General features: G+C 70.3%; 20 protein-coding genes and 2 riboswitches. Of the genes, 5 read left to right on the forward strand and 15 right to left on the reverse strand.

All coding sequences use genetic code 11. The annotated features are described in order from the left end of the window. Positions 1 to 33: 33 nt before the first annotated feature. The 3 genes from LZ604_RS11415 to LZ604_RS11425 all read right to left on the reverse strand — a co-directional run bounded on the left by LZ604_RS11415 (position 34) and on the right by LZ604_RS11425 (position 1,814). Positions 34 to 1,197 (reverse strand): cysteine desulfurase family protein, encoded by a 1,164-nt coding sequence (locus LZ604_RS11415; protein ID WP_234514877.1) that lies wholly within the window; start codon positions 1,195 to 1,197, stop codon positions 34 to 36. Positions 1,198 to 1,294: 97 nt separating this feature from the next. Next, a complete protein-coding gene (locus LZ604_RS11420) occupies positions 1,295 to 1,606 on the reverse strand; it encodes a DUF4190 domain-containing protein (RefSeq protein ID WP_372482124.1) in 312 nt (103 codons plus the stop codon). A gap of 40 nt (positions 1,607 to 1,646) precedes the next feature. Beyond that, positions 1,647 to 1,814, reverse strand: a complete 168-nt coding sequence (locus tag LZ604_RS11425; protein ID WP_234514878.1) for a hypothetical protein — start codon at positions 1,812 to 1,814, stop codon at positions 1,647 to 1,649. Between the two features lie 134 nt (positions 1,815 to 1,948). Here LZ604_RS11425 and LZ604_RS11430 point away from each other — a divergent pair, with 134 nt between their 5' ends. Further along, a complete protein-coding gene (locus LZ604_RS11430) occupies positions 1,949 to 2,575 on the forward strand; it encodes a TetR family transcriptional regulator (protein ID WP_234514879.1) in 627 nt (208 codons plus the stop codon). On the opposite strand, the gene LZ604_RS11435 is transcribed toward LZ604_RS11430, so the two are convergent. Continuing rightward, a complete protein-coding gene (locus LZ604_RS11435; protein ID WP_234514880.1) occupies positions 2,544 to 3,542 on the reverse strand; it encodes a helix-turn-helix transcriptional regulator in 999 nt (332 codons plus the stop codon). The genes LZ604_RS11430 and LZ604_RS11435 overlap by 32 nt on opposite strands. A 101-nt stretch (positions 3,543 to 3,643) precedes the next feature. Here LZ604_RS11435 and LZ604_RS11440 point away from each other — a divergent pair, with 101 nt between their 5' ends. Next, positions 3,644 to 4,228, forward strand: a complete 585-nt coding sequence (locus tag LZ604_RS11440) for a TIGR03086 family metal-binding protein (protein ID WP_234514881.1) — start codon at positions 3,644 to 3,646, stop codon at positions 4,226 to 4,228. Positions 4,229 to 4,297: 69 nt separating this feature from the next. Here LZ604_RS11440 and LZ604_RS11445 read toward each other — a convergent pair whose 3' ends face one another. After that, the gene (locus LZ604_RS11445) at positions 4,298 to 5,158 is read right to left on the reverse strand and encodes a thioesterase family protein (protein ID WP_234514882.1); all 861 of its coding nucleotides are present in this window, start codon (positions 5,156 to 5,158) and stop codon (positions 4,298 to 4,300) included. 218 nt (positions 5,159 to 5,376) lie between these two features. Here LZ604_RS11445 and LZ604_RS11450 point away from each other — a divergent pair, with 218 nt between their 5' ends. Continuing rightward, positions 5,377 to 6,603: an alpha/beta hydrolase gene (locus LZ604_RS11450; RefSeq protein WP_234514883.1), complete on the forward strand. Its 1,227-nt coding sequence runs from the start codon at positions 5,377 to 5,379 to the stop codon at positions 6,601 to 6,603. Here LZ604_RS11450 and LZ604_RS11455 read toward each other — a convergent pair. From LZ604_RS11455 to LZ604_RS11500, 10 genes are all read right to left on the reverse strand, one after another. Continuing rightward, positions 6,512 to 7,168, reverse strand: coding sequence for a trimeric intracellular cation channel family protein (locus LZ604_RS11455; RefSeq protein WP_234514930.1), 657 nt, complete (start codon positions 7,166 to 7,168; stop codon positions 6,512 to 6,514). The two genes, LZ604_RS11450 and LZ604_RS11455, sit on opposite strands and share 92 nt — an antisense overlap. 68 nt (positions 7,169 to 7,236) lie before the next feature. Beyond that, on the reverse strand, positions 7,237 to 8,628 hold the full coding sequence (locus LZ604_RS11460) for a M1 family metallopeptidase (protein ID WP_234514884.1): 1,392 nt from the start codon (positions 8,626 to 8,628) through the stop codon (positions 7,237 to 7,239). Between the two features lie 190 nt (positions 8,629 to 8,818). Further along, the gene (locus LZ604_RS11465) at positions 8,819 to 10,231 is read right to left on the reverse strand and encodes an ABC transporter ATP-binding protein (RefSeq protein WP_234514885.1); all 1,413 of its coding nucleotides are present in this window, start codon (positions 10,229 to 10,231) and stop codon (positions 8,819 to 8,821) included. 23 nt (positions 10,232 to 10,254) lie between these two features. Next, positions 10,255 to 11,352 carry an ABC transporter ATP-binding protein gene (locus tag LZ604_RS11470; protein WP_234514886.1) on the reverse strand — a complete coding sequence of 366 codons (1,098 nt, stop codon included), beginning with the start codon at positions 11,350 to 11,352 and terminating at the stop codon, positions 10,255 to 10,257. Further along, positions 11,349 to 12,347 (reverse strand): ABC transporter permease, encoded by a 999-nt coding sequence (locus LZ604_RS11475; RefSeq protein WP_234514887.1) that lies wholly within the window; start codon positions 12,345 to 12,347, stop codon positions 11,349 to 11,351. The genes LZ604_RS11470 and LZ604_RS11475 overlap by 4 nt, the downstream gene beginning before the upstream one ends. A 111-nt stretch (positions 12,348 to 12,458) precedes the next feature. Next, positions 12,459 to 14,249, reverse strand: a complete 1,791-nt coding sequence (locus tag LZ604_RS11480; RefSeq protein WP_234514888.1) for an ABC transporter substrate-binding protein — start codon at positions 14,247 to 14,249, stop codon at positions 12,459 to 12,461. A 70-nt stretch (positions 14,250 to 14,319) separates the two neighbouring features. Continuing rightward, positions 14,320 to 15,327 (reverse strand): ABC transporter permease, encoded by a 1,008-nt coding sequence (locus LZ604_RS11485; RefSeq protein WP_234514889.1) that lies wholly within the window; start codon positions 15,325 to 15,327, stop codon positions 14,320 to 14,322. 344 nt (positions 15,328 to 15,671) lie between these two features. Then, entirely contained in the window at positions 15,672 to 16,472 is an 801-nt protein-coding gene (locus LZ604_RS11490; RefSeq protein ID WP_234514890.1) for an enhanced serine sensitivity protein SseB C-terminal domain-containing protein, read from the reverse strand. A gap of 301 nt (positions 16,473 to 16,773) precedes the next feature. Further along, positions 16,774 to 17,565, reverse strand: coding sequence for an enhanced serine sensitivity protein SseB (locus tag LZ604_RS11495; RefSeq protein ID WP_234514891.1), 792 nt, complete (start codon positions 17,563 to 17,565; stop codon positions 16,774 to 16,776). A gap of 836 nt (positions 17,566 to 18,401) precedes the next feature. Beyond that, positions 18,402 to 19,076 carry an AAA family ATPase gene (locus LZ604_RS11500; RefSeq protein WP_234514931.1) on the reverse strand — a complete coding sequence of 225 codons (675 nt, stop codon included), beginning with the start codon at positions 19,074 to 19,076 and terminating at the stop codon, positions 18,402 to 18,404. 171 nt (positions 19,077 to 19,247) lie between these two features. Continuing rightward, positions 19,248 to 19,359: riboswitch (glycine riboswitch) on the forward strand. Further along, a riboswitch (glycine riboswitch) is annotated at positions 19,360 to 19,472 on the forward strand. Between the two features lie 61 nt (positions 19,473 to 19,533). Between LZ604_RS11500 and gcvT the strand changes: the two genes are divergently transcribed. Together gcvT and gcvH are read left to right on the forward strand one after the other, a co-directional pair. After that, positions 19,534 to 20,652 (forward strand): glycine cleavage system aminomethyltransferase GcvT, encoded by a 1,119-nt coding sequence (gene gcvT, locus LZ604_RS11505; RefSeq protein WP_234514892.1) that lies wholly within the window; start codon positions 19,534 to 19,536, stop codon positions 20,650 to 20,652. A gap of 108 nt (positions 20,653 to 20,760) precedes the next feature. Continuing rightward, positions 20,761 to 21,138: a glycine cleavage system protein GcvH gene (gene gcvH, locus LZ604_RS11510; protein WP_234514893.1), complete on the forward strand. Its 378-nt coding sequence runs from the start codon at positions 20,761 to 20,763 to the stop codon at positions 21,136 to 21,138. Position 21,139 lies beyond the last annotated feature (1 nt).

The raw sequence follows: 21,139 nt of genomic DNA on the forward strand, positions 1-21,139 counted from the left end.
TCGCGAGTATCCATGGGGCCGGAAAGGGGCCGCTCAGCTCAGGCCCGCGCTGCGCGCACGCTCCACCACGGGCCCGATCGCCTTCGCGACCGCCTCCACGTCCGCCTCGGTGGAGGTGTGGCCGAGGGAGAAGCGCAGGGTGCCGCGGGCGAGGTCGGCATCGGCTCCGGTGGCGAGCAGGACATGGCTCGGCTGGGCCACCCCGGCGGTGCAGGCGGAGCCCGTGGAGCACTCGATTCCCTGCGCGTCCAGCAGCAGGAGCAGCGAGTCGCCCTCACAGCCGGGGAAGGTGAAGTGGGCGTTCGCGGGAAGCCGGTGCACCGGGTCCCCGCCGAGGATCGCGTCCGGGACCGCCGTACGTACCGCGCCGATCAGGGCGTCGCGCAGGGCGCCGATCTCACGGGCGAACCACTCGCGCTGCTCGGCGGCGAGCCGTCCGGCGACCGCGAAGGAGGCGATGGCCGGCACATCCAGGGTGCCGGAGCGCACATGGCGCTCCTGGCCGCCGCCGTGCAGCACGGGCACCGGGCTGTACTCGCGGCCGAGGACCAGCGCGCCTATACCGTACGGGCCGCCGATCTTGTGGCCGGAGACCGTCATGGCGGCGAGGCCGGACGCGCCGAAGTCGACCGGTACCTGCCCGAAGGCCTGGACCGCGTCGGCGTGCAGCGGGACGTCGAACTCGCCCGCCACATCGGCCAGTTCGCGGACCGGCATGACCGTGCCGATCTCGTTGTTGGCCCACATGACCGTGGCGAGCGCGACATCGCCGGGGTTGCGGGCGATGGCCTCGCGCAGGACCTCCGGGCTGACGCGGCCGTAGGAGTCGACCGGCAGGTACTCGACCGTGGCGCCCTCGTGTTCGCCGAGCCAGTGGACGGCGTCGAGCACCGCGTGGTGTTCGACGGGGCTGGACAGTACGCGGGTGCGGGCGGGGTCGGCGCCGCGGCGGGCCCAGTACAGGCCCTTGACGGCGAGGTTGTCGGCCTCGGTGCCGCCGGAGGTGAAGACGACCTCGCTGGGGCGGGCGCCGAGGGCATCCGCGAGGGTCTCGCGGGCCTCTTCGACGGTGCGCCTCGCGCGGCGGCCGGATGCGTGCAGCGACGAGGCGTTGCCGGTGGCCACGAGCTGGGCGGTCAGTGCCTCTGCCGCCTCGGGGAGCATCGGGGTGGTCGCGGCGTGGTCGAGGTAAGCCATGGTGCGCCAATTCTATGACCGGCCGCTTTCCGGGCGGGGTGGGGCCCGTCAGCGGAGCGGGTGCTGCCGCGCGCCCCGGCCGTCGAGGCGCCCGGCCCTAGAAGCTCCAGGAAACGGTGTGGTCCACCTGCATGGCGGTCACCAGGACCACCAGGTCCGCGATCCCGAGACCGAGGCCGAGGTAGGCGCGGCCACGGCGCGCGGTGCCGTGCCACAGGGCCACGGCGGCCAGGACGATGGCGATGGGGCCGAGGAAGACATTGAGGACGAGCAGGCCGAGCAGGCCGAGGATGAAGGACGCCACGGCCATGCCCTCGGCGTCGCGCGTGCCGGTGCGGCGGGCCGGGGCCGTGGTGTTCCCGGTGGCCCGGGTGGTGGTGCTCTCGTTGCGTGTCGCGGTGAGGTTCATGATGCGGTCAACTCCCGAACGGTCGGATGGCGTACGGCGATCAGTGGGCCGACGTGTGCCGCCGGCGCCCGTGCCGCTCGCGGACCGCGAAGATCACGAGCCAGACGGCGATACCGGCCGCGGCCACGAGGGTGACGGGTAGCGGGGCGTGGGCCACGGTGCCGAGGACGGTCCCCAGCAGCAGTAGGGCGGCGACGAGGAACAGCATGGGATCGGATCCCCCTCCGGGATACCTCGCGTTACAGTTCGGTGAACGCTTGTAGTTACACTCGTTCACTGACTTCCCAGTCTAACGTGTCTTATGGCTTTCCAATTCCAGCGAACAGTTGTTAACTGCATGGTATGAGTCACACCCTCGGCATCCGGCAGGCCCAGAAGCAGAAGACCCGTCAGGCACTCCTGGACGCGGCGCTCGGGCTGCTGGAGGAGCAGAGCCTGAGCAGCCTCGGTCTGCGCGAGGTCACCCGCGCGGTGGGCGTCGCCCCCACCGCCTTCTACCGGCACTTCCGGTCGACCGCGGACCTCGGCGTGGAACTGGTCCAGGAGGCCCTCGGCAGCCTCCACCCCATGATCGAGTCAACGGTCACCGCGGACGGCGACAGCGACGAGCGCATCGTGCGCACCGTCGAGCTGATCGCCCGCCATGTGGACGCGTACCCCGCGCACGTACGGTTCATCGCGCGGGAGCGGCACGGTGGCGTCCAGCCGGTGCGCGAGGAGATCCGGCGTCAACTGGCCCGGTTCGCCGAGGAGGTGACGGTCGCGCTGGCCGGGCACCCCGAGTCCGAGGGGTGGAGCCAGGACGACCTGCTGATGCTCGCCGGCCTGTACGTCGACCAGATGCTGGCGAGTGCCTGCCAGTTCCTGGAGGCACGGGAGGGTGCCGCCGAGGAGCGGGATCAGGTGGCCAGGATGGCGGCCCAGCGGCTGCGCCTGATCAGTATCGGGCGCCATCACTGGAAGTCGTAGCGGGTCGGTCCGTGGCGTACAGGTCCGTGACGGAGGCGGCCGCCCGGGCCAGTTCCTCGCGCGCCTCCGGCGGCGTCAGCACCTCCACCCGGTCGGCGAACACCAGAAGTGAGCGCACCTCGCGCACGGCGCCGTACGACAGCCGGGCCGTCACCCAGGCGCCGTCGCCGTCCTCCTCCGGCAGGTCCACCAGCGCGAAGGCGGTCAGGCGCCGGAACATGTCGAGGTGTTCGCGGCGCACCCGGACCGTCACCCCGAGACCGCCCGGCCGCTCCTCGACCTGTCGGCGCAGCACCTCCCAGGCGTCGGCGAGTTCGACCCCCGGGCGCCGCCGGACGGGATCGCTCAGCAGGGTCGCCGCACGCACCCGGTCCGCACGGAAGAGCCGCGGTCTGCCGCGACGGTCCGCGACCAGGTACCAGACGCCCGCCTTGGAGACGAGCCCGTAGGGGTCGACGGTGTAGGTGTGCGGCTCGTCGTCCCCGCTGTGCCGGTAGCGCAGCCGCAGCCGGCGGTCGGCGAACACCGCGTCGTGCAGGATGTCCAGGTCGACGGCGGCCTGCGGGCCGCCCTTCCAACGCGTCGCGTCGACGAGGATCCGGCGGCTGGTGGCCTCGGCGGCGGGCCGGTGCGGCACGGGCAGCGCCGCCATCACCTTGCGCAGCGCGGAACCGAGGGCCGCGTCCAGACCGAGGGCGGCGTGCGCGCCCTGCGCGGCCAGGACGAACAGGGCGCGCGACTCGTCGGCGGTCAGCCCCGTGACGTCCGTACGGAATCCGGCGAGCAGCTCGATGCCGCCGTACCGTCCCCGCTCGGCGTACACCGGCACGCCGGAGGCGGACAGGGCCTCGACGTCGCGGTAGATGGTGCGCACCGACACCTCCAGCCGGTCGGCGAGTTCGCGGGCCGGGACGCGGCCGCGGGTCTGGAGCAGCAGGAGGATCGAGAGCAGGCGGTCCGACTTCACCGGCCCAGCATCGCGGTGGCGGCGGAAGGCCCGCAAAAGTTGACGGAAACTGTCAGGTTCTGCGGGGAACCTCGGGGCACCGACTCACCGGAAGGACCCTCATGAACACCGATCCCCGTCCCGTGTACGCCCGCGCCTCCGCGCAGGTCGCCGCGCTGATCGAGACCGTACGGCCGGAACAGCTCGCCGGCCCCACACCGTGTACCGAGTTCGACGTACGGACGCTGCTGTCGCACATCGTCGGCGGCACCCGCCGGATCGCCGTGGTCGGCGCGGGCGGCGACGGGTTGGCCGTGCGCCCCTTCGCGGACGGCGTCGCGGACGACGGCTGGGCGGCCGCGTACGTCGCGGCCGGCCGCGAGGTCCGGCGGGCCTGGGCGGACGACGCCCGGCTGGACGCGCCGGTGCGGGTGCCGTGGGGCGAGACGACGGGGCGCAACGCGCTGTCCGGGTATGTGATGGAGAAGGTCACCCACACCTGGGACCTGTGGGAAGCGCTCGGCCGGCCGCTCGAACTCGACCCGGATGTGGCCGAGTTCGCGCTCGGCGTCGCCCGTCTCGTGCTGCCCGAGCCGGAGCGCGGCGACGACGTGCCCTTCGATTCGGCCCGCCCGGCTCCCGAGGGGGCCGACGCCTACGGGCGGCTGGCGGCCTGGCTGGGCCGCGGGCCGACGGCGGCCCGCTGACCCGCACCCGGCCGGACCGCGGAACCGGGCCGTGCCCCCGCCGGGGCGCGGCCCGGTTCCGCGTCCGGCTCAGCCCAGCCTGACCCGGGCCAGCTGACGGGATTGCGCGACCAGGCGGTCCCGGCTGTCCCAGACCTCGGCGTCCTCCTCCAGGAAGCCGCCGGCGAGGTTGCGGGTGGTGATGGACACCCTCAGCGGTCCGGGCGCCGGACGGCACCGCACGTGCACGGTCAGCTCGACGGTCGGCACCCAGCCGGAGATGCCGAGCTCGAAGGCGGTGGGCGGCAGCGCGTCCACCGCGAGGAGCAGCGACAGCGGGTCCGCGTCGCGGCCGTCGGCGAGCCCGAACCAGGCGCGCATCTCGCCCTTTCCGGAGGGCGCTCCCAGGGCCCAGCCGAGGGTGGCCGGGTCCAGCTTGATCATCAGCCGGTCGGTGATCGCCGAGCTGCCGGGGACCGGCGCCGGGCCGTCCTCGGGGCCGAAGCACTGGTCCATGGGCGGGATGGCGGGCGGCCGCGCGGTGGTGCGCACGTCGTCGGGCAGGGCATCCAGGTCGCCGTACGAGGCGAGGACGCGGATGCGCTCGACCTCGCGGCCCTCGTCGTCGTACTGGAAGAGGGAAGCCTGGCCGGTGGAGAGGGTGCGGCCGGTGCGGACCACGTCCGTACGGATCACTGCGGGTCCCGGCTGCGAGGCGGTGAGGTAGTGCGCGGAGATCGTGAACGGGTCCGCGTGCGGCAGGGCGTCCGCGAGGGCACGGCCGAGCACGGCCAGCAGATAGCCGCCGTTGACGGCGCTGATGATCGTCCAGCCGGCGGAGAGGTCGATGTCGTAGACGCCGGTTTCCCGGAGGGTGACCGCGGTGTCGCGGTCGAACTCGCTGTCGCCGATCATCGCCGTCGCGGCCTGTGCGGTAGCTCCTTCTGGCATGCACAAACCGTACAACGAGAAATTACTAAGCAGTAGCTTTTCCCTGTTTCAAGTCCGTGACATTCCAGACGCGGGCGCTCGGATCCAGCCATCCTCAGGTGAGCTTTTGGCAATTTTTAGGTAAGTGTCCGCACTCGTCCGTGACCCTTGGCCTCCGGTTTCCCTCTGAGAAGACGTACAGCTTGTTCCGCCCGTTCACAGGAAGAGCCGCCACGCCGATGAGCCTGACAGGGACGCCGTTCCTCCTCACGTCGATCGTCCTCGTGGCGGTCGCCCTCATCCTGCCTCTGGTCCTGTGGTCCCGGATCCGCGGCCCGGTACTGCTGCGCCACGCCGCCCGGATGATGATGCTGCTGTTCGCGCAGGTCACCGCAGTCACCCTGGTCTTCGTCCTGGTGAACAACGCCAACAGTCTGTACGACAACTGGTCCGATCTGCTCGGCACGGGCAACCATGTGCGCCAAGCCGCCGACCTCGGCAAGGACGGCACCGGCGGAATCCAGATCAGGACCCTGCCCAAGGTCCGCCAGACCTTCACCCCGGCCGAGGGGCCGGGCATGCAAGCGGCGGGCGGCGTGCGCGTCACCCAGCTCAAGGGGCAGGTGTCGGGCGTCGAGGCCGAGGTCTACGTCTGGCTGCCGCCGCAGTACGACGACCCCGCCTACAAGAACAAGAAGTTCCCCGTAGTGGAGCTGCTCTCGGGCTATCCCGGCTCGGCGAAGGCGTGGTTCGGATCGCTCAAGGCGCACGAGCAGCTGCTGCCGCTGATGCGCAGCGGGCAGGTGGCGCCCTTCATCCTGGTGGCGCCGCGCACCAACCTCATCGCCAAGGTCGACACGGGCTGCGCGAACGTCCCCGGCGTGGTGAACGCCGACACCTGGCTCAGCATCGACGTGCCGAAGATGGTGATGGACAACTTCCGCGCCCAGTCCGCACCGAACGGCTGGGCCGCGGCCGGCTACTCGGCGGGCGCGCACTGCGCCACGAAGCTCGTGACCGCGCACCCCGACCGCTACCGGGCCGCGATCAGCCTGTCCGGCTACAACGACCCGATCGGCGAACGCAAGTCGCTGGCCGCGCGGAGCGCCGCGCTGCGCCGGGCGAACAACCCCTACTTCCTGCTGAAGGGACGGCACACCCCGCCGCACATCTCGCTCTACCTGTCCGGCCAGCTCGGTGACGGCTACCAGGCGGCCGCCGCGCTGGAGCAGATCGCCAAGCCTCCGACCGTGGTGCGCGCGGTGCTGATCCCGCGCAGTGCGGGCGGGCACAGCATGGCCCTGTGGCGGCCGCAGATCCCGTACGTGTTCACCTGGCTCAGCCAGCAGATGACCGGGAGGAACACCGCCGGGACTACTCCTCGGCAACCGTTGACCGACGGTTCCAAGCGCGCGGCGCTCGCCAGTGGAAGCGCATCGCCAAAAGGCGTAGCACGAAAGCGGTGACGACCGCGAGCGCCGAGGTCAGCGGGGTCAGCGCGTCGTAGCGGATGCAGAGCACGACCATCGTGGCGCCGACGATGGCCGGCACCGCGTAGAGGTCGCGGTCCCAGCGCAGCAGCGAGGGCACCTCGTTGGCGAGGACGTCGCGCAGGACGCCTCCGCCCACCGCCGTGGCGAGGCCGAGGGCCGCGCTCGCGGTGAGGCCGAGCCCGTAGTCGTAGGCCTTGGTCGTGCCCGCGACGCAGAACAGGCCGAGGCCGGCCGCGTCGAAGACGTTGACGGCCACCTGGATCCGCTCCACCTGCGGGTGGAGGAAGAAGACCAGCAGGGCGGCGAGCAGGGGGGTCAGGAAGTACCCCAGGTCCGTGAACGCGGCCGGCGGTACGGCACCGATGATCACATCGCGGAACAGCCCTCCGCCCAGCGCCGTGACCTCGGCGAGCACGGCGATGCCGAAGACGTCGAAGTTCTTGCGGACGGCCAGCAGCGCGCCGGAGATCGCGAAGACGAAGATGCCTACGAGATCCAGCGTGTGCTGGACGGAGGGGCTGAACAGTTGCTGGAGCACCTTTACATTCTCACCCATCCGAGTGAATGCACCTTGCAATGCAAGGCCAGGGCTCCGAAAAATCTAGGTTACAAGACCGGCTTCCCCGTGCTGTAGATCCACTTCTGGAACACGTCGTCCAGCTGCCGCCCGGAGACCTGCTCCGCGAGCCGGACGAAGTCGCCGGTGTTCGCGTTGCCGTAGCGGTGAAGCCTCGTCCAGGCGGGCAGGAGCCTGAAGAACGCGGTGTCGCCGATGCGCTCGCGGAGCGCCTGGAGGGCCATCGCGCCGCGCTGGTAGACCGCCGAGGCGAACATGGTGTCACGCTGCGGATCGGCGACCTGGATCTGCCAGAACGCGCTCTCGGCCGGGCGGGCGTTGTACGCCGCGAGGAACGAGTCGTGCGCGGAGCGGGTGCCCTTGTGCTCGGCCCACAGCCACTGGGCGTAGGTCGCGAAGCCCTCGTTGAGCCAGATGTCCTTCCAGCGCTCCACCGAGACCGAGTCGCCGAACCACTGGTGGGCCAGCTCGTGCACGATGGTCGTCTCGTTGCGGACGGCCGAGTACGCGGGCTTGGACTGGACCTCCAGCGAGAAGCCCGCCTCGGGCATGTCGTCGACGATGGCACCCGTCTCCTCGAAGGGGTACGGGCCGAATATCTGCGACCAGTAGTCGGTGGCCTCGGCCGTGACGGCGTAGACGTCGACGTTCTCGCCGCTCTCGAGGGACGGGTCGATGGCCACGTAGATCGGGATTCCCGACGGCGTCCTCCCGGTCCGCACATCGAACCTGCCGATGGTGGCCGTCGCCAGGTAGGTGGCCATCGGCCGGGACTCCCGCCAGTGGGTGACGGTCCGGCCGCCCTCGTCGTATGCCGACACCAGCCGGCCGTTGGACACCGCGGTCAGGCCCTTCGGCGCCTTGATGCGGATGTCGTAGGTGGCCTTGTCCGAGGGGTGGTCGCTGGAGGGGAACCAGGTGGAGGCCGCATTGGGCTCGCAGGCGACGAAGACGCCGTCGGCCGTCTTCATCCACCCGTACTGGGAGCCGAAGACGATGGGGCCGCCGAGCGGCTCGGGAACACCGCCGTAGGTGACCGTGACCGTGAAGTCGCGGCCCCGGGGAAGCACACCGCGCGGGGTGATGCGTATCTCGTCGCCCTCACGCGTGAACGCGGCCCGTCTGCCGTTCACCTCGATCCGCGTGACGTCCAGCTTCTGGAGATCGAGATCGAAGGACGTGAGGCTCCGCGTGGCCCGGGCGCTGATCGTCGTACGGCCGTCGAGACGGCCGCTGCCCGGGTCGTACGCGACGTCGAGCGCGTAGTGGCGGGCGTCGAAGCCGCCGTTGCCGAGCTGCGGGAAGTAGGAGTCGCCGATGCCGTCCGCCCCGGGCGAGGGGGCGGAGGAGGCCGCGATGACGAGGAAGGAGGCCGCCGCGGCGGCGAGCGTCCCTAAGCGTGCCGAACGGGAGAGTGCCATGAGTCGTCCCTTCGAGCGTGCTGTCGATCCGGCGATCAGACGGACACGCCAGACTCTGCGCTCTCCCGTTCGGTCATGTACATGGCTTTACCAATTTGTCATGCGCAACTCGGTCACTGGCTCCTGACGCGTGTGCCCCGGCAACCGGAGTGCGGGTTGCCGGGGCACATGTGCCGATGCGACCGTCTGTCTACTTCCGGCCGCCGGACTCCGGCGCGTCGTCGGACGCGTCCGATGCGCCGGGGGCGGCATCCTCGGCGGTCTCCTCCGTGGAAGCCTCCGCGGCGTCCGGAGCCTCTTCCGCGGCCTCCGAGGACGGGGCCTCCTCGGAACCGGCCTCGGCCGCCTCCGAAGACGGAGCCTCAGTGGCCTCCTCGGCGGCCGGCTCGGACGGCTCCTCCGCCGCCGGCTCGGCCGTGTCCGCGTGGACCTCCGCGGCCACGGCCGCCGACGTCTCCGCCGACTCCTCCAGCACCGCGTCCGGCACCAGCTCGGCCGCCTCCTTGGCGTCGGACAGCAGCACGGTGTCCTGCGGCGCCTGGTCCTCGAAGTTCTCCGGGTGGTGGCAGGCCACGCGCTGGCCGGGCTTCAGCTCCAGAAGCTGAGGCTCGGTCGTCCGGCAGATCTCCGTCGCCTTCCAGCACCGCGTGTGGAAACGGCAGCCGCTCGGCGGCGCGATCGGCGAGGGGACGTCGCCCTTGAGCAGGATCCGCTCGCTCTTGGCCGACTTGCGCTTGGGGTCCGGGATCGGCACCGCCGACATCAGCGCCTTCGTGTACGGGTGCATCGGCGCCCTGTACAGCGATTCCCGGTCGGCCAGCTCGACGATCTTGCCGAGGTACATCACCGCGATCCGGTCCGAGACGTGCCGGACGACCGACAGGTCGTGCGCGATGATCACGTACGTCAGGCCCAGCTCCTGCTGGAGGTCGTCGAGCAGGTTGACGACCTGTGCCTGAATGGACACGTCCAGCGCGGAGACCGGCTCGTCGGCCACGACCAGCTTCGGGTTGAGCGCGAGCGCGCGGGCGATGCCGATGCGCTGGCGCTGACCGCCGGAGAACTCGTGCGGATACCGGTTGTAGTGCTCGGGGTTGAGACCCACGACCGACAGCAGCCGCTGCACTTCCTTCTTGATCCCGCCCTCGGGCGTGACGCCCTGGAGCCGGAAGGGAGCGCCGATGATCGTGCCGATGGTGTGGCGCGGGTTCAGCGACGAGTACGGGTCCTGGAAGATCATCTGCACATCGCGGCGCATCGGGCGCATGCCGCCGACACCGAGGTGCGTGATGTCCTTGCCCTCGAACTCGATGGTGCCGGCCGTCGGTTCCAGCAGCCGGGTGATCAGCCGGCCCATCGTCGACTTGCCGCAGCCCGACTCGCCCACGACGCCCAGGGTCTCGCCGGACTTGACCTCGAAGTCGATACCGTCGACCGCGCGCACCGCACCGACCTGCCGCTGGAGAAGGCCCTTGCGGATGGGGAAGTGCTTCTGCAGCCCCGTGACCTTCAGCAGGGTCTCGCCCGGCGCGGCGTCCTTCGTGAGGGTGGCCGCACCCGAGCTCTTCGCCTCCGCGCCGTCGCTCTGTGCAGGGATGCTCACTGCCTTGTCCTCTGCGTTCTCACTCACAGCTTCGGCGCAATCTCTTCGGTCCAGATACGCTCCCGCTGCTCCTGCGTCATATGGCAGGCGGCCCAGTGGCGGCTGCCGACCTCGGTCAGCTCCGGCCGGACCGTGCGGGTCACGTTGTCCTTCGGGACGTCGGCGTACGGGCAGCGCGGGTTGAAGGCGCAGCCGGACGGGACATTGATGAGGGAGGGCGGGGAGCCCTTGACCGGGATGAGGCGCTCCTGCTGCTCGCGGTCCAGGCGCGGCATGGAACCCAGCAGGCCCCAGGTGTAGGGGTGCCGGGGCTCGTAGAACACCTTCTCGGCCGGGCCCCGCTCCACGCAGCGGCCGCCGTACATCACCAGGATGTCGTCGGCCAGCTCGGCGACGACGCCCAGGTCGTGGGTGATGACGATGACCGCGGAGCCGAACTCCTTCTGCAGATCGCGGATCAGGTCGAGGATCTGCGCCTGGACGGTCACGTCGAGGGCGGTCGTCGGCTCGTCCGCGATGAGCAGCTCGGGGTTGTTGACGAGCGCCATCGCGATCATGGCGCGCTGCCGCATACCGCCGGAGAACTCGTGCGGGTAGCTGTCCACCCGCTTGTCCGGCTGCGGGATGCCCACCCGGTCGAGCATCTCGATCGCGCGCTTGCGTGCGGTCTTCTTGTCGACGTTGTGGTGGATGCGGTACGCCTCCACGATCTGCTGGCCGATCGTGTAGTACGGGTGCAGCGCGGACAGCGGGTCCTGGAAGATCATCGCCATGTCGCGGCCGCGCAGCTTGCGCACGTGGTCGGGATCGGCGGACAGCAACTCGGTGCCGTTCAGCCAGATCTCGCCGGAGATCTGCGCCTTGCGCTTGCCGTACTGGCCCGCGGTGTGCAGGCCCAGGATGCCGAGCGAGGTCACGGACTTGCCGGAGCCGGACTCGCCCACGATGCCGAGGGTCTTGCCCTTCTCCAGCTGGAAGCTGAGCCCGTCGACGGACTTCACCAGGCCGTCGTCGGTCGGGAAGTGCACCTTCAGGTCGCGCACTTCCAGGAAGGCGGTCGAAGCAGGGGAGGCGGTGGCGGGCTCCCCCACGGCCGCTCCGCTCTTGCTGAGTTCGGTCATGCGAGCCTCACTCGGGGGTCGATCACGGCGTACAGGACGTCCACCACGAGGTTGGCGAGCAGCACCGCGAGGGAGGTGATCAGGGTGACGCCCAGGATGATGGGCAGGTCCTGGTTCCTGATGGCGTTGAGCACGGCCTGGCCGAGGCCGGGCAGGCTGAAGGTGGTCTCGGTCAGGATCGCGCCGCCGATGAGGGCGCCGAGGTCCATACCGAGCATCGTCAGGATGGGCGTCATCGTGGAGCGCATGGCGTGCTTGCCGATGACGGTCTGCTCGCGCAGGCCCTTGGCGCGGGCGGTGCGGATGTAGTCCTCGCCGAGGACCTCCAGCATGGTGGCCCGGGTGATCCGCGCGTACATCGCCGCGTAGAGGAAGGCGAGGGTGACCCACGGCAGGATCATGCCGCCGAGCCAGCCGGTGAAGCTCTGACCGAGGGGCACGTACTGCGCGTCGATCCACTTCAGACCGAAGGCGAAGATCGCCAAGGACAGCAGACCGGTGAAGTAGATCGGGAGGGAGACGCCCGCGAGGGCGACGACCATCGCGCTGCGGTCCCAGAGGCTGCCGCGCTTGAGCGCGGAGAGGACACCCGCTGCGACACCGAAGACCAGCCACAGCACCGCGGCACCGAGCGCGAGACCCAGGGTCACCGGGAAGCGGTCGGTCAGCACCGGCCAGACGGCCTGTTCGCTGCGGAAGGAGTAGCCGAAGCACGGCGCGGCGCAGTGGGTGACGTCGCCACCCGCCGCGTAGGTGCGGCCGGCGAAGATGCCCTTGAAGAAATCCCAGACCTGGATGTAGATCGGGTCACCGAGGCCCAGCTTCTCCCGCACCGCCTGGACGGCGGCGGGGTCGGCCTGCTTGCCCACGAAGCTCGTGGCGATGTCGACGCCTGCCCACTTGGGGACGAGGAAGAAGATGCTGAAGACCACCAGGATGATGACCACCAGCATCACTACGGCGGCGAACAGCCGCCTGATGAGGTAAGCGAGCACAGCTTACGGCCCGCCGCGGGACCGCGGGCACCGGAGGTTGTCCGGTGGCCCGCGGTCCCGCCGCGCCGGCCTTCACCTGCCTTTCGTGCCGTGCGGCGGGTGTGCCGGGGTTTACTTCGCGGACTTGAGGCCCAGGTTGACGAAGTCGTACTGACCGCTGTACGCGTCGGTCGTGTACACGTTCGCCAGTCGGTCCCCGCGCCAGTTGATGAACTTCTCGAAGACGAAGGGCAGGTAGTAACCGCCCTCCATCACCTTGTGGTTGATCTGCGTGGCGATCTGCGTCTTCTTCGCCTCGTCGAGCGTGTTGACGTAGTCGTTGAACAGCCCGTCGATCGCCTTGTCCTTGATCAGGGCGTAGTTGTTGTTACCGCTCTGCAGGATGTACTTGCTGTCCCACAGCGGCAGACCGAAGCCCTGGACGGTCGGGAAGTCCGGACCCCAGCCCATGATGATGACGCCGTAGCCCTTCTTCTTCACGTTCGAGGGGCTGCCGATGATGCCGGTGGTCTGCGAGCCGTCGTACTGGTCGATGTCGGCGGTGATGCCGATCTTCTTCAGCGACGCCTGCAGGGACTGGGCGGTGGCCACCTCGACCGGCTTGTTGTTGCGGACGGCGATGGTGGTCTTGAAGCCGTTCGGCTGGCCGCAGGCCTTCAGCTCTTCCTTGGCCTTCGCGGCATTGCCGGTCTTGTTGGCGCCGGCCAGCTCGAACGGGTCGTACTTCTGGCCCTCGGAGCCCGGGACGGACGGCGGCAGCATGTTGGTGCCGATGTCACCACCGGCGACCGGGCCACCGCGCGCGGTCTGCAGCGACACGTGGTCGGCGCCGTAGATGACGGCGTTGCGGCAGTGGATGTTGTCGAACGGCTTCACGCTCTGCGGGAAGACCGCGTAGCGGATGTAGCCGGAGACCGGGTTGTCCAGGTTCGCCTTGTGCTGCTTCAGGGCGGCGGTGCGGCCCTGCGGCGACATGCCCGTCTGGTTGATGTCCAGGTCGATGTCGCCGTTGATCAGGCGCTGGTCGAGGTCGTTGGCGTTCGAGAAGAACTTGATCGTGATCTTGTCCGGGTACGCCTTGCGGACCGGGTCCGAGGACTGCTTCCAATTGGTGTTGCGGACCAGCGTCAGGTCCTTGCCCGGGTTGTACGACTCGAACTTGTACGGCCCCGAGGAGAACGGGTGCAGGGAGTACTTGGACTTGGTGTCCTGGTCCTGGCGGACCGGGGATGCCGAGGTCAGCGCGAGCACTTCCTCGAAGTCCGCGTTCGCCTTGGGCAGGTGGAAGACGATCGTCTTGTCGTCGGGCGTGTCGATCGCCTTCAGACCGAGGTGGTCCGCGGCCTTGTCCTTGTACGGGCCCTGGTACTTGCCGTCGGGGTCCAGGAAGTCCTTGAGGTAGGTGGGACCGCCGGACAGCACGTCCTGCGCCCAGACACGCTCGATGCCGTACTTGATGTCCTTGGAGGTGATCGGCTTGCCGTCCTCCCAGGTGATCCCGTCGCGCAGCGTGTACGTGTACGTCTTGCCGCCGTCGCTGACCTTGGCGAGCCCGGTGGCGAGGTCCGGGGTGAGCTTGGCGCCTTCCTTGCCCGGCTCCGTCTTGTTCGTGACGAGCTGACGGCTGTAGTAGCGCATGAAGTTCCACGCGAAGCCGTAGTAGCCGCGGGTGGTGTCCCACGAGTCGGCGTCCTGGGCACCGCCGAACCTCAGCGTGCCGCCCTTCTTGGCCAGCGAGGCCTGGGCGACCTTGTTGTTCGCCGCGTCGAAGCCGGCCGCGCCGTTCTTCGAACCGTCGCTGTCCTTGCCGCCGCCGCACGCCGCCGTGGTCAGCAGCGCGGCGACCACGGCGGCAGCGGCCATGGCCTGCTTGCGCCGCCCTGAGGTGCGTTGGGTAGTCACGATCTCGGATCCTCCGGGTTAGATGAGAGACCCCGTGTGTAGTGCCACGGGTCGCTTGGGGTACGGCAGTTCAGCGGGAGCCCTTCGGGTCCAGCGCGTCGCGCACGCCGTCGCCGAAGAGGTTGAAGGCAAGAACGGTGATGAAGATCGCCACGCCCGGGACCACCATGTACATCGGGTCCGAGTCGTAGTAGTCGATCGCGTTCGAGAGCATCTGCCCCCAGGAGGCCGTGGGCGGCTTGACGCCCACGCCCAGGAAGCTGAGCGCCGCCTCGGTGAGGATGTTGGTGGGGATCATCATCGTCGTGTACACGATGATCGGCGCGACGAGGTTGGGCAGCAGTTCCTTGAAGAGGATGTAGAAGCGTCCGGCACCCAGCGAGCGGGCCGCCTCCACGTACTCGCGCTCACGCAGCGAGAGCGTCTGGCCGCGCACCACACGTCCGATGTAGGGCCAGCCGAAGAAGCCGATGACCAGGATCATCACGAACACTCGGACGCCCGTGCCGCTCAGTCCCAGCATCTCGTTCGGCATGACAGAGACCAGGGCGATGATGAACAGCAGCTGCGGGAAGGCGAGCAGTCCGTCCATGACCCGGCTGATGGCGGAGTCGACCCAGCCGCCGAAGAAGCCGGCCAGGATGCCCAGGACGGTACCGAGGATGACGGCGACGACCGCCGAGAGGAAGCCGACCAGGAGCGAGATCTGGGCGCCGTAGAGGATGCGGGCGAAGATGTCGCGGCCGTTGACCGGCTCGATGCCCAGCAGGTGGTCGCCGCTGATTCCACCCAGCGAACCCGTGGGTGTGCCGAACAGCGGGTCGATCAGGTTCTCGTGGTAGGCGTCCGGGTCCTGTCCGACGAGGTTCGTGATGACGGGCGCGAGCAGCGCGATCACGATGAGGACAAGCACGACTACGCCACCCGTCAGGGCGAGCTTGTCCCGCTTGAGGCGCTCCCAGGCGATCCGGCCCAGGGAACGCCCCTGTACAGCCTTCGCGTCAGCGCTGACTACGGCCGCTTCCTCGGCAGCACTCGGCGCCGCTTCCGCGGTCGGCTCGTGCAATGGTGCCGTCATCTGGCAGGGACCCCTCTCAACCGGCGGTGACCGGCGCGCACTTGCCGCGGTTGGCGGCATGATCAGTCCGTCGTACACAGGGGGCGAACCCCTTGAAGCGGGAGTCTTCAACGCTTCGGCGATCAGTTGCCAGACTTGAGGGTGAAAGGATGCGTAAACGTGATACGGGTAGAGGGGTTCCGTTATCCGGACGATGGGTAGCGGGGTGCGGACACCCGCCAATCGGGACACTTCACACGCTACTTGGACCATCCACGCCGATCTACGCGCGAAGAGGGGCTCTCGGGCGACGGAGGTGACCGGCAGCCGGACACCGCGGCGGAGCAGCTCCGCGCGGCCGGCGGTCAGTACACGCCGCGTACCGGCGGATAGCCGTATCCCCCGCCCGCCGGAGCCTGGGCCGGGGACGCATGGGCCTCGCGGTCGTAGAACGGGCGGGCGTGGGCGCGCAGCCACATCGCGACCGGGTCGTACTCGTCGGACATCGCGACGGTCGACACGGGCAGTCCCTCAGGGACCGCCACCACGGACTGCTGCATCATCGCGCGCACCGAGTCGACGGCGGGCGGCGAGGTGTCGTAGACGTCCAGGCCGATCGCCAGATAGGGCGCGCCGAGGGAGGGCTGCACCCAGGCGCGGCGCAGCGAGCGCACGGCGGGCGTTCGGTGCGCGTTCTGCGTGAGGAGGGCGTAGAACTGCGGGATCTCGATGGCCGGTTCGCCGAGCCGGAGCGGGCCGGCGGGCTGGCGCTCGAGGCCGGTCGCGATACGGCGCAGGTCCAGCCAGGGGATGCCGACGCCGCCGCCCGGCGCGTGCGGATTCAGCCAGAGGCCGTAGTGGTCCGGGTAGAGGGTGCGGGCCACGTCGAGGCCGTCGACCACCTCGTACGAGCGGTTCCAGCCGCTGGCCGAGAGTTCCTGGGCGGAGGTGACGCAGGGCGCGTAGCCGTAGCCGTTCACCTCCATGTTTCCGTACTGGGCGTCGGGCGATCCGGCCTGGCCGTGCCACAGCAGCATCCAGACCTGGCCGGACGACGGGGTCGCGAGTGCGCGCAGCAGCGCCTCGTAGGCGTCGTAACGCCCGGGCGTCACCTGGCGCAGCATCTGCTCGACCTGTCCGGCCGCGGCCGTGCCCGACGCGCTCACCCTCTACCGCCCCTTCACGACAAACCTGACAACCCCGACGGAGGCTCTTCGGTGCGGTGTGCACGGTTTTCAGCCGCGTCACCCCGACCGAGCCATTCTCCCCTGTCCGCAGAACACCGCATCCCCCTGTGTGCGGCCGCGCCGCGGGCCGGGCCCCCCGGCCGGAAGCGGGCTTGTTCCGTCCCGGCCATGAAACCAGGTTAAGGCGCCATACTGACAGCACCTCGGCGCGTACCACCCCACATCCCCCGGCACCGCGCGCCGCGTCCGCGGGCGGCTCGGTGAGCGTGCGGGCGGAGGCTCAGTAACCGTGCTGGTAGAAGGGCCGCACCCGCTCCCGCAGCCACTCCCCTACCGGGTCCTGGGCCACGTCCAGGAACACCATGTTCACGGGCGTCGGCACCGGCACCTTGCCGAGCGCCCGGCCGAGCGCCTCCAGCGGGAGCGCGCGTATGTCGGCGTCCCGGGAGGAGAGTTCGACGCCGATGAACATCACCGGGTCGGCGGTCTCGATCGCGGCCAGGCAGCGGCGTGCGGTGAGCACCACCCCGGTCGCCGCGAACTCGGCCGACGCGGCGGCGAGGAAGTCCACCGGGTCGTCCTGCCAGTCGGGCTCGAAGAGCCGGACACGCCCGCCGCTCACCGGGCCGTCCAGCGGGGTACGCCCGACGCGGCACAGCTCGGCCACCGCGTCCGGCGGCAGCGGCACTCCGACCATGCCGCCCGGGTTGACCGCGATGCCGACCTGCGGGGGCAGCCCGCGGGCGAACTCGACGGCGGGCGCGATCGTGTACGACATGTGGTTGCCGACGACCTGGCGGAACTGCTCCTCCGAGCTGAACACCGGCACATACGCCTGCCCCTCGATCTCCGTCGTGGGCAGGTCGAGCGGGCCGCTGTGCGGGCCGCCGCCGTTCGGCAGCGGCACCCACAGGAAGCTGCGGCCTAGGACCTCGACGATCCGGCCACCGGCCGAGGGGATGCCGAGCGAGGCGGAGAGCACCTCCTCCAGCTCGTTGCCCGGCCATCCGCCGTGTGGGTGGGGGTGTGCCTGTGCGGGGAAGTCCGCGGGAAGGTCCGCCGGGAAGTCCATCTGCTACCGCCTGCTGAGGAACCGCTGCTGAGACCGGCAAGGCTATCGGGTGCGGGGGCCGGGACCACCGCTCGGCCGGAGCCTGTACGGCGGTGGCCCCGGAGTGGTACCGCTCAGGCCCCGGGGTGGTACTGCTCGGGTCCGGGAAGTCGTACGGCTCGGGCCGCGCAGCCGGTACGGCTCGGGTCCGGGAAGTCGGCACGGCTCGGGCGAGCAGCCGGTACGGCTCGGGTCCGGGAAGTCGGTACGGCTCGGCTCCGGGAAGTCGGTACGGGTCGGGCCGAGCAGCCGGTACGGGCCGCCCCCCCGGGTTCATGCGGATCGGCCCGCGACAGCAATACGACGTCGGGGCTCCGGAGCCGCCGTCGCCTTACCCGGCTCGCGAAGTCGGCATGGCTCAGCGACCGAAGTCCACACGGCCCGCCGACCCCCTCTTCGGCCAGCGAAGCGGGTACGGCCCAGGCCCGCGAAGCCGACGCTAGTCCCCGAAAGCATCAGAAAGCCCCCGAAATCGACACGGCCCCAAGCCGACGCACCTCAACCCGCGACACCGATACGGGGGTGGCGACACGGCCCGGCCCGGCCCGGCGCCCGAACTGAATACGGCTCAGCTCCACCCGAAGCGGACCCGCTCAGCCCGCCTACCCGATACGGCCCCAGCCCCCGAGTCGATCGGCTGGGCCCGCGATGCCGACACGGCCCGGGCCCCGGAACCGACCCGACTCGGCCCGCCAGGCCGACATGACCCAGCACCCCGAAGCCGACGCACCTCAACCCGCGACGCGGATACGACCCGCCCCCCGAAGCCCAGGCAGCCGCCCCCGAGTGGATACGGCTCAGCCCTCGAAGTCGATGCGGCCCAGGACGTCCGCCGCTTCCCGGTCCAGGAGCACCACCGAGCCGCAGCCGTCCGGGACCGTGCCCCGCTCGACGGAGCCCAGCAGGCGCCGGGTGGCCCGGCGGTGCCTGAGGAACGCATACCGCGAGACGCCTTGGCCGCGCTCCCGCTGGCCCGCCAGGGCGGTGTCCGCGGTGACGTCGAGCACCAGCAGATGGAGCGTGCCGCCGCGACGGCGGGCCGACCTGGCCAGCCAGGCACGCACCCAGGTCTGCGCACCGCAGTCGTGGACGACGACGCCGGTGCCGGCCCGCAGGGCGTGGCGCAGACCGGCGTAGTGGGCGAGGCGGACGAGGGGGCGGTAGACCGCGTACGGCAGGAAGCGGGAAAGGCGCGCGTCCCAGCGGTCGCGGACGTCCTGGGAGTCGATCCGCACGCCCCGCACGGCACGGCGCATGAGAGTGGACTTGCCGCTGCCGGGCAGTCCTGTGACCACGACGACGTCGCTCGGGCCGAAGGTGAGGCCCCGGGGGCCACGGCCCGCGCGGTCGCGCAGGTCGCGGACCCTGACCGCCCGCGGCGGCCGGTGGGCCTGCTGGGCGGGGGATCCCGGCTGCCCGGGCACCGCGATGCCCGAGGTCGTCGCGTACGCCGTCGTCCTGTTCACCGTGATCGTCCTCCCCTGGGGGTCAGGAAGTCCCGTGCCCGTCGAGTGTAAAGAGAAGGTAATGCGCGGTGTCTCGTGATTCCGTCGTCGTAGCGCCACAGGCCGGTTACAGATGCGGCCCTGCCACGATCGGACGAGGCATGCAATGATGTGCCCGCCAACTGCATACCGGCCGCTTGAATCCGCGCGGGAGAGTCCCGGGCCCGTACCTCTGCCGTACGACCGCCCGGGCGCCGAAGGAGCAAGTCCCTCCCTTGAATCTCTCAGGCCCCGATACCGCGCGGGCGAGGCACATCTGGAAAGCGGGCCGCTTCAGGTGGCTCCACCCAAGGTGCAAGCCGTGACGACCCGCCCGGCGGGGTCATGGCGAACCTCTCAGGTTCCGATGACAGATGGGGAGGAACGACCTCGCCCCTCCCCCACGCTCGCGCGGGGGACACCCATCGCCTTGGGAGCACAACCGATGAGCAGCAGCCCCCTGCGCCGCACCGCGCTCGATGCCCTGCATCGTTCGCTCGGCGCCACGATGACCGACTTCGCCGGCTGGGACATGCCCCTGCGGTACGGCTCCGAGCGCGACGAGCACATCGCCGTCCGGACCGGGGCGGGCCTCTTCGACCTCTCGCACATGGGCGAGATCACGGTGACCGGACCGGAGGCGGCCCGGCTGCTCGACCACGCCCTGGTCGGCAACATCGGCTCCGTCGGCGTCGGCCGCGCCCGCTACACCATGATCTGCCAGGCGGACGGCGGCATCCTCGACGACCTGATCGTGTATCGGCTCGGTGAGCGGGAGTACATGGTCGTCGCCAACGCCTCCAACGCCCAGGTGGTGCTGGACGCGCTCGTGGAGCGGTCCGCCGGCTTCGACGCCGAGGTGCGCGACGACCGGGACGCCTACGCGCTGATCGCCGTCCAGGGCCCCGAGTCCCCCGGCATCCTGAAGTCCCTGACCGACGCAGACCTGGACGGCCTGAAGTACTACGCGGGCCTGCCCGGCACGGTCGCCGGCGTCCCGGCCCTCATCGCCCGCACCGGCTACACCGGCGAGGACGGCTTCGAGCTGTTCGTCGCCCCCGAGCACGCCGAGAAGCTGTGGCAGGCGCTGACCGAGGCGGGCGCGCCGGCCGGCCTGGTCCCCTGCGGCCTGTCCTGCCGGGACACGCTCCGCCTGGAGGCGGGCATGCCGCTGTACGGGCACGAGTTGACCACCTCGCTGACCCCCTTCGACGCCGGGCTCGGCCGGGTCGTGAAGTTCGAGAAGGAGGGCGACTTCGTGGGGCGCACCGCGCTCCTCGAGGCCGCCGAGCGTGCGGCGCAGAACCCGCCGCGCGTCCTGGTCGGCCTGGTGGCCGAGGGCCGGCGTGTGCCGCGGGCCGGGTACGCCGTGGTCGCCGGCGGCGAGGTGATCGGCGAGGTCACCTCCGGCGCCCCCTCGCCGACGCTGGGCCGGCCGATCGCGATGGCGTACGTCGACGCCGCGCACTCCGCGCCCGGAACGGCCGGGGTCGCGGTGGACATCCGGGGCAGCCATGAGCCGTACGAGGTCGTGGCGCTGCCGTTCTACAAGCGCCGGAAGTAGACACTGGGCCCGGGCCGGACGGGGACCGCACCCGTCCGCCCTGCCCACGCGCGTCTTCAGCAGTCCCCCCTTCACCATCACTCCCCCGCGTACAGGAGAATTCAGGCCATGAGCAACCCCCAGCAGCTGCGTTACAGCAAGGAGCACGAGTGGCTGTCGGCCGCCGAGGACGGCGTCTCGACGGTCGGCATCACGGAGCACGCGGCCAACGCACTCGGCGATATCGTCTTCGTCCAGCTCCCGGAGGTCGGTGACACGGTGAGCGCGGGCGAGACCTGCGGCGAGCTGGAGTCGACGAAGTCGGTCAGCGACCTCTACTCCCCGGTCTCCGGCGAGGTCACGGAGGTCAACGAGGACGTGGTGAACGACCCGTCGCTGGTGAACACCGCCCCCTTCGAGGGCGGCTGGCTGTTCCGGGTGCGCGTGTCGGAGGAGCCCGCCGACCTGCTCACCGCGGACGAGTACACCGAGTTCTCCGGCAGCTGAG

This window comes from Streptomyces glomeratus, assembly GCF_021462825.1.
Classification (GTDB): domain Bacteria; phylum Actinomycetota; class Actinomycetes; order Streptomycetales; family Streptomycetaceae; genus Streptomyces; species Streptomyces glomeratus.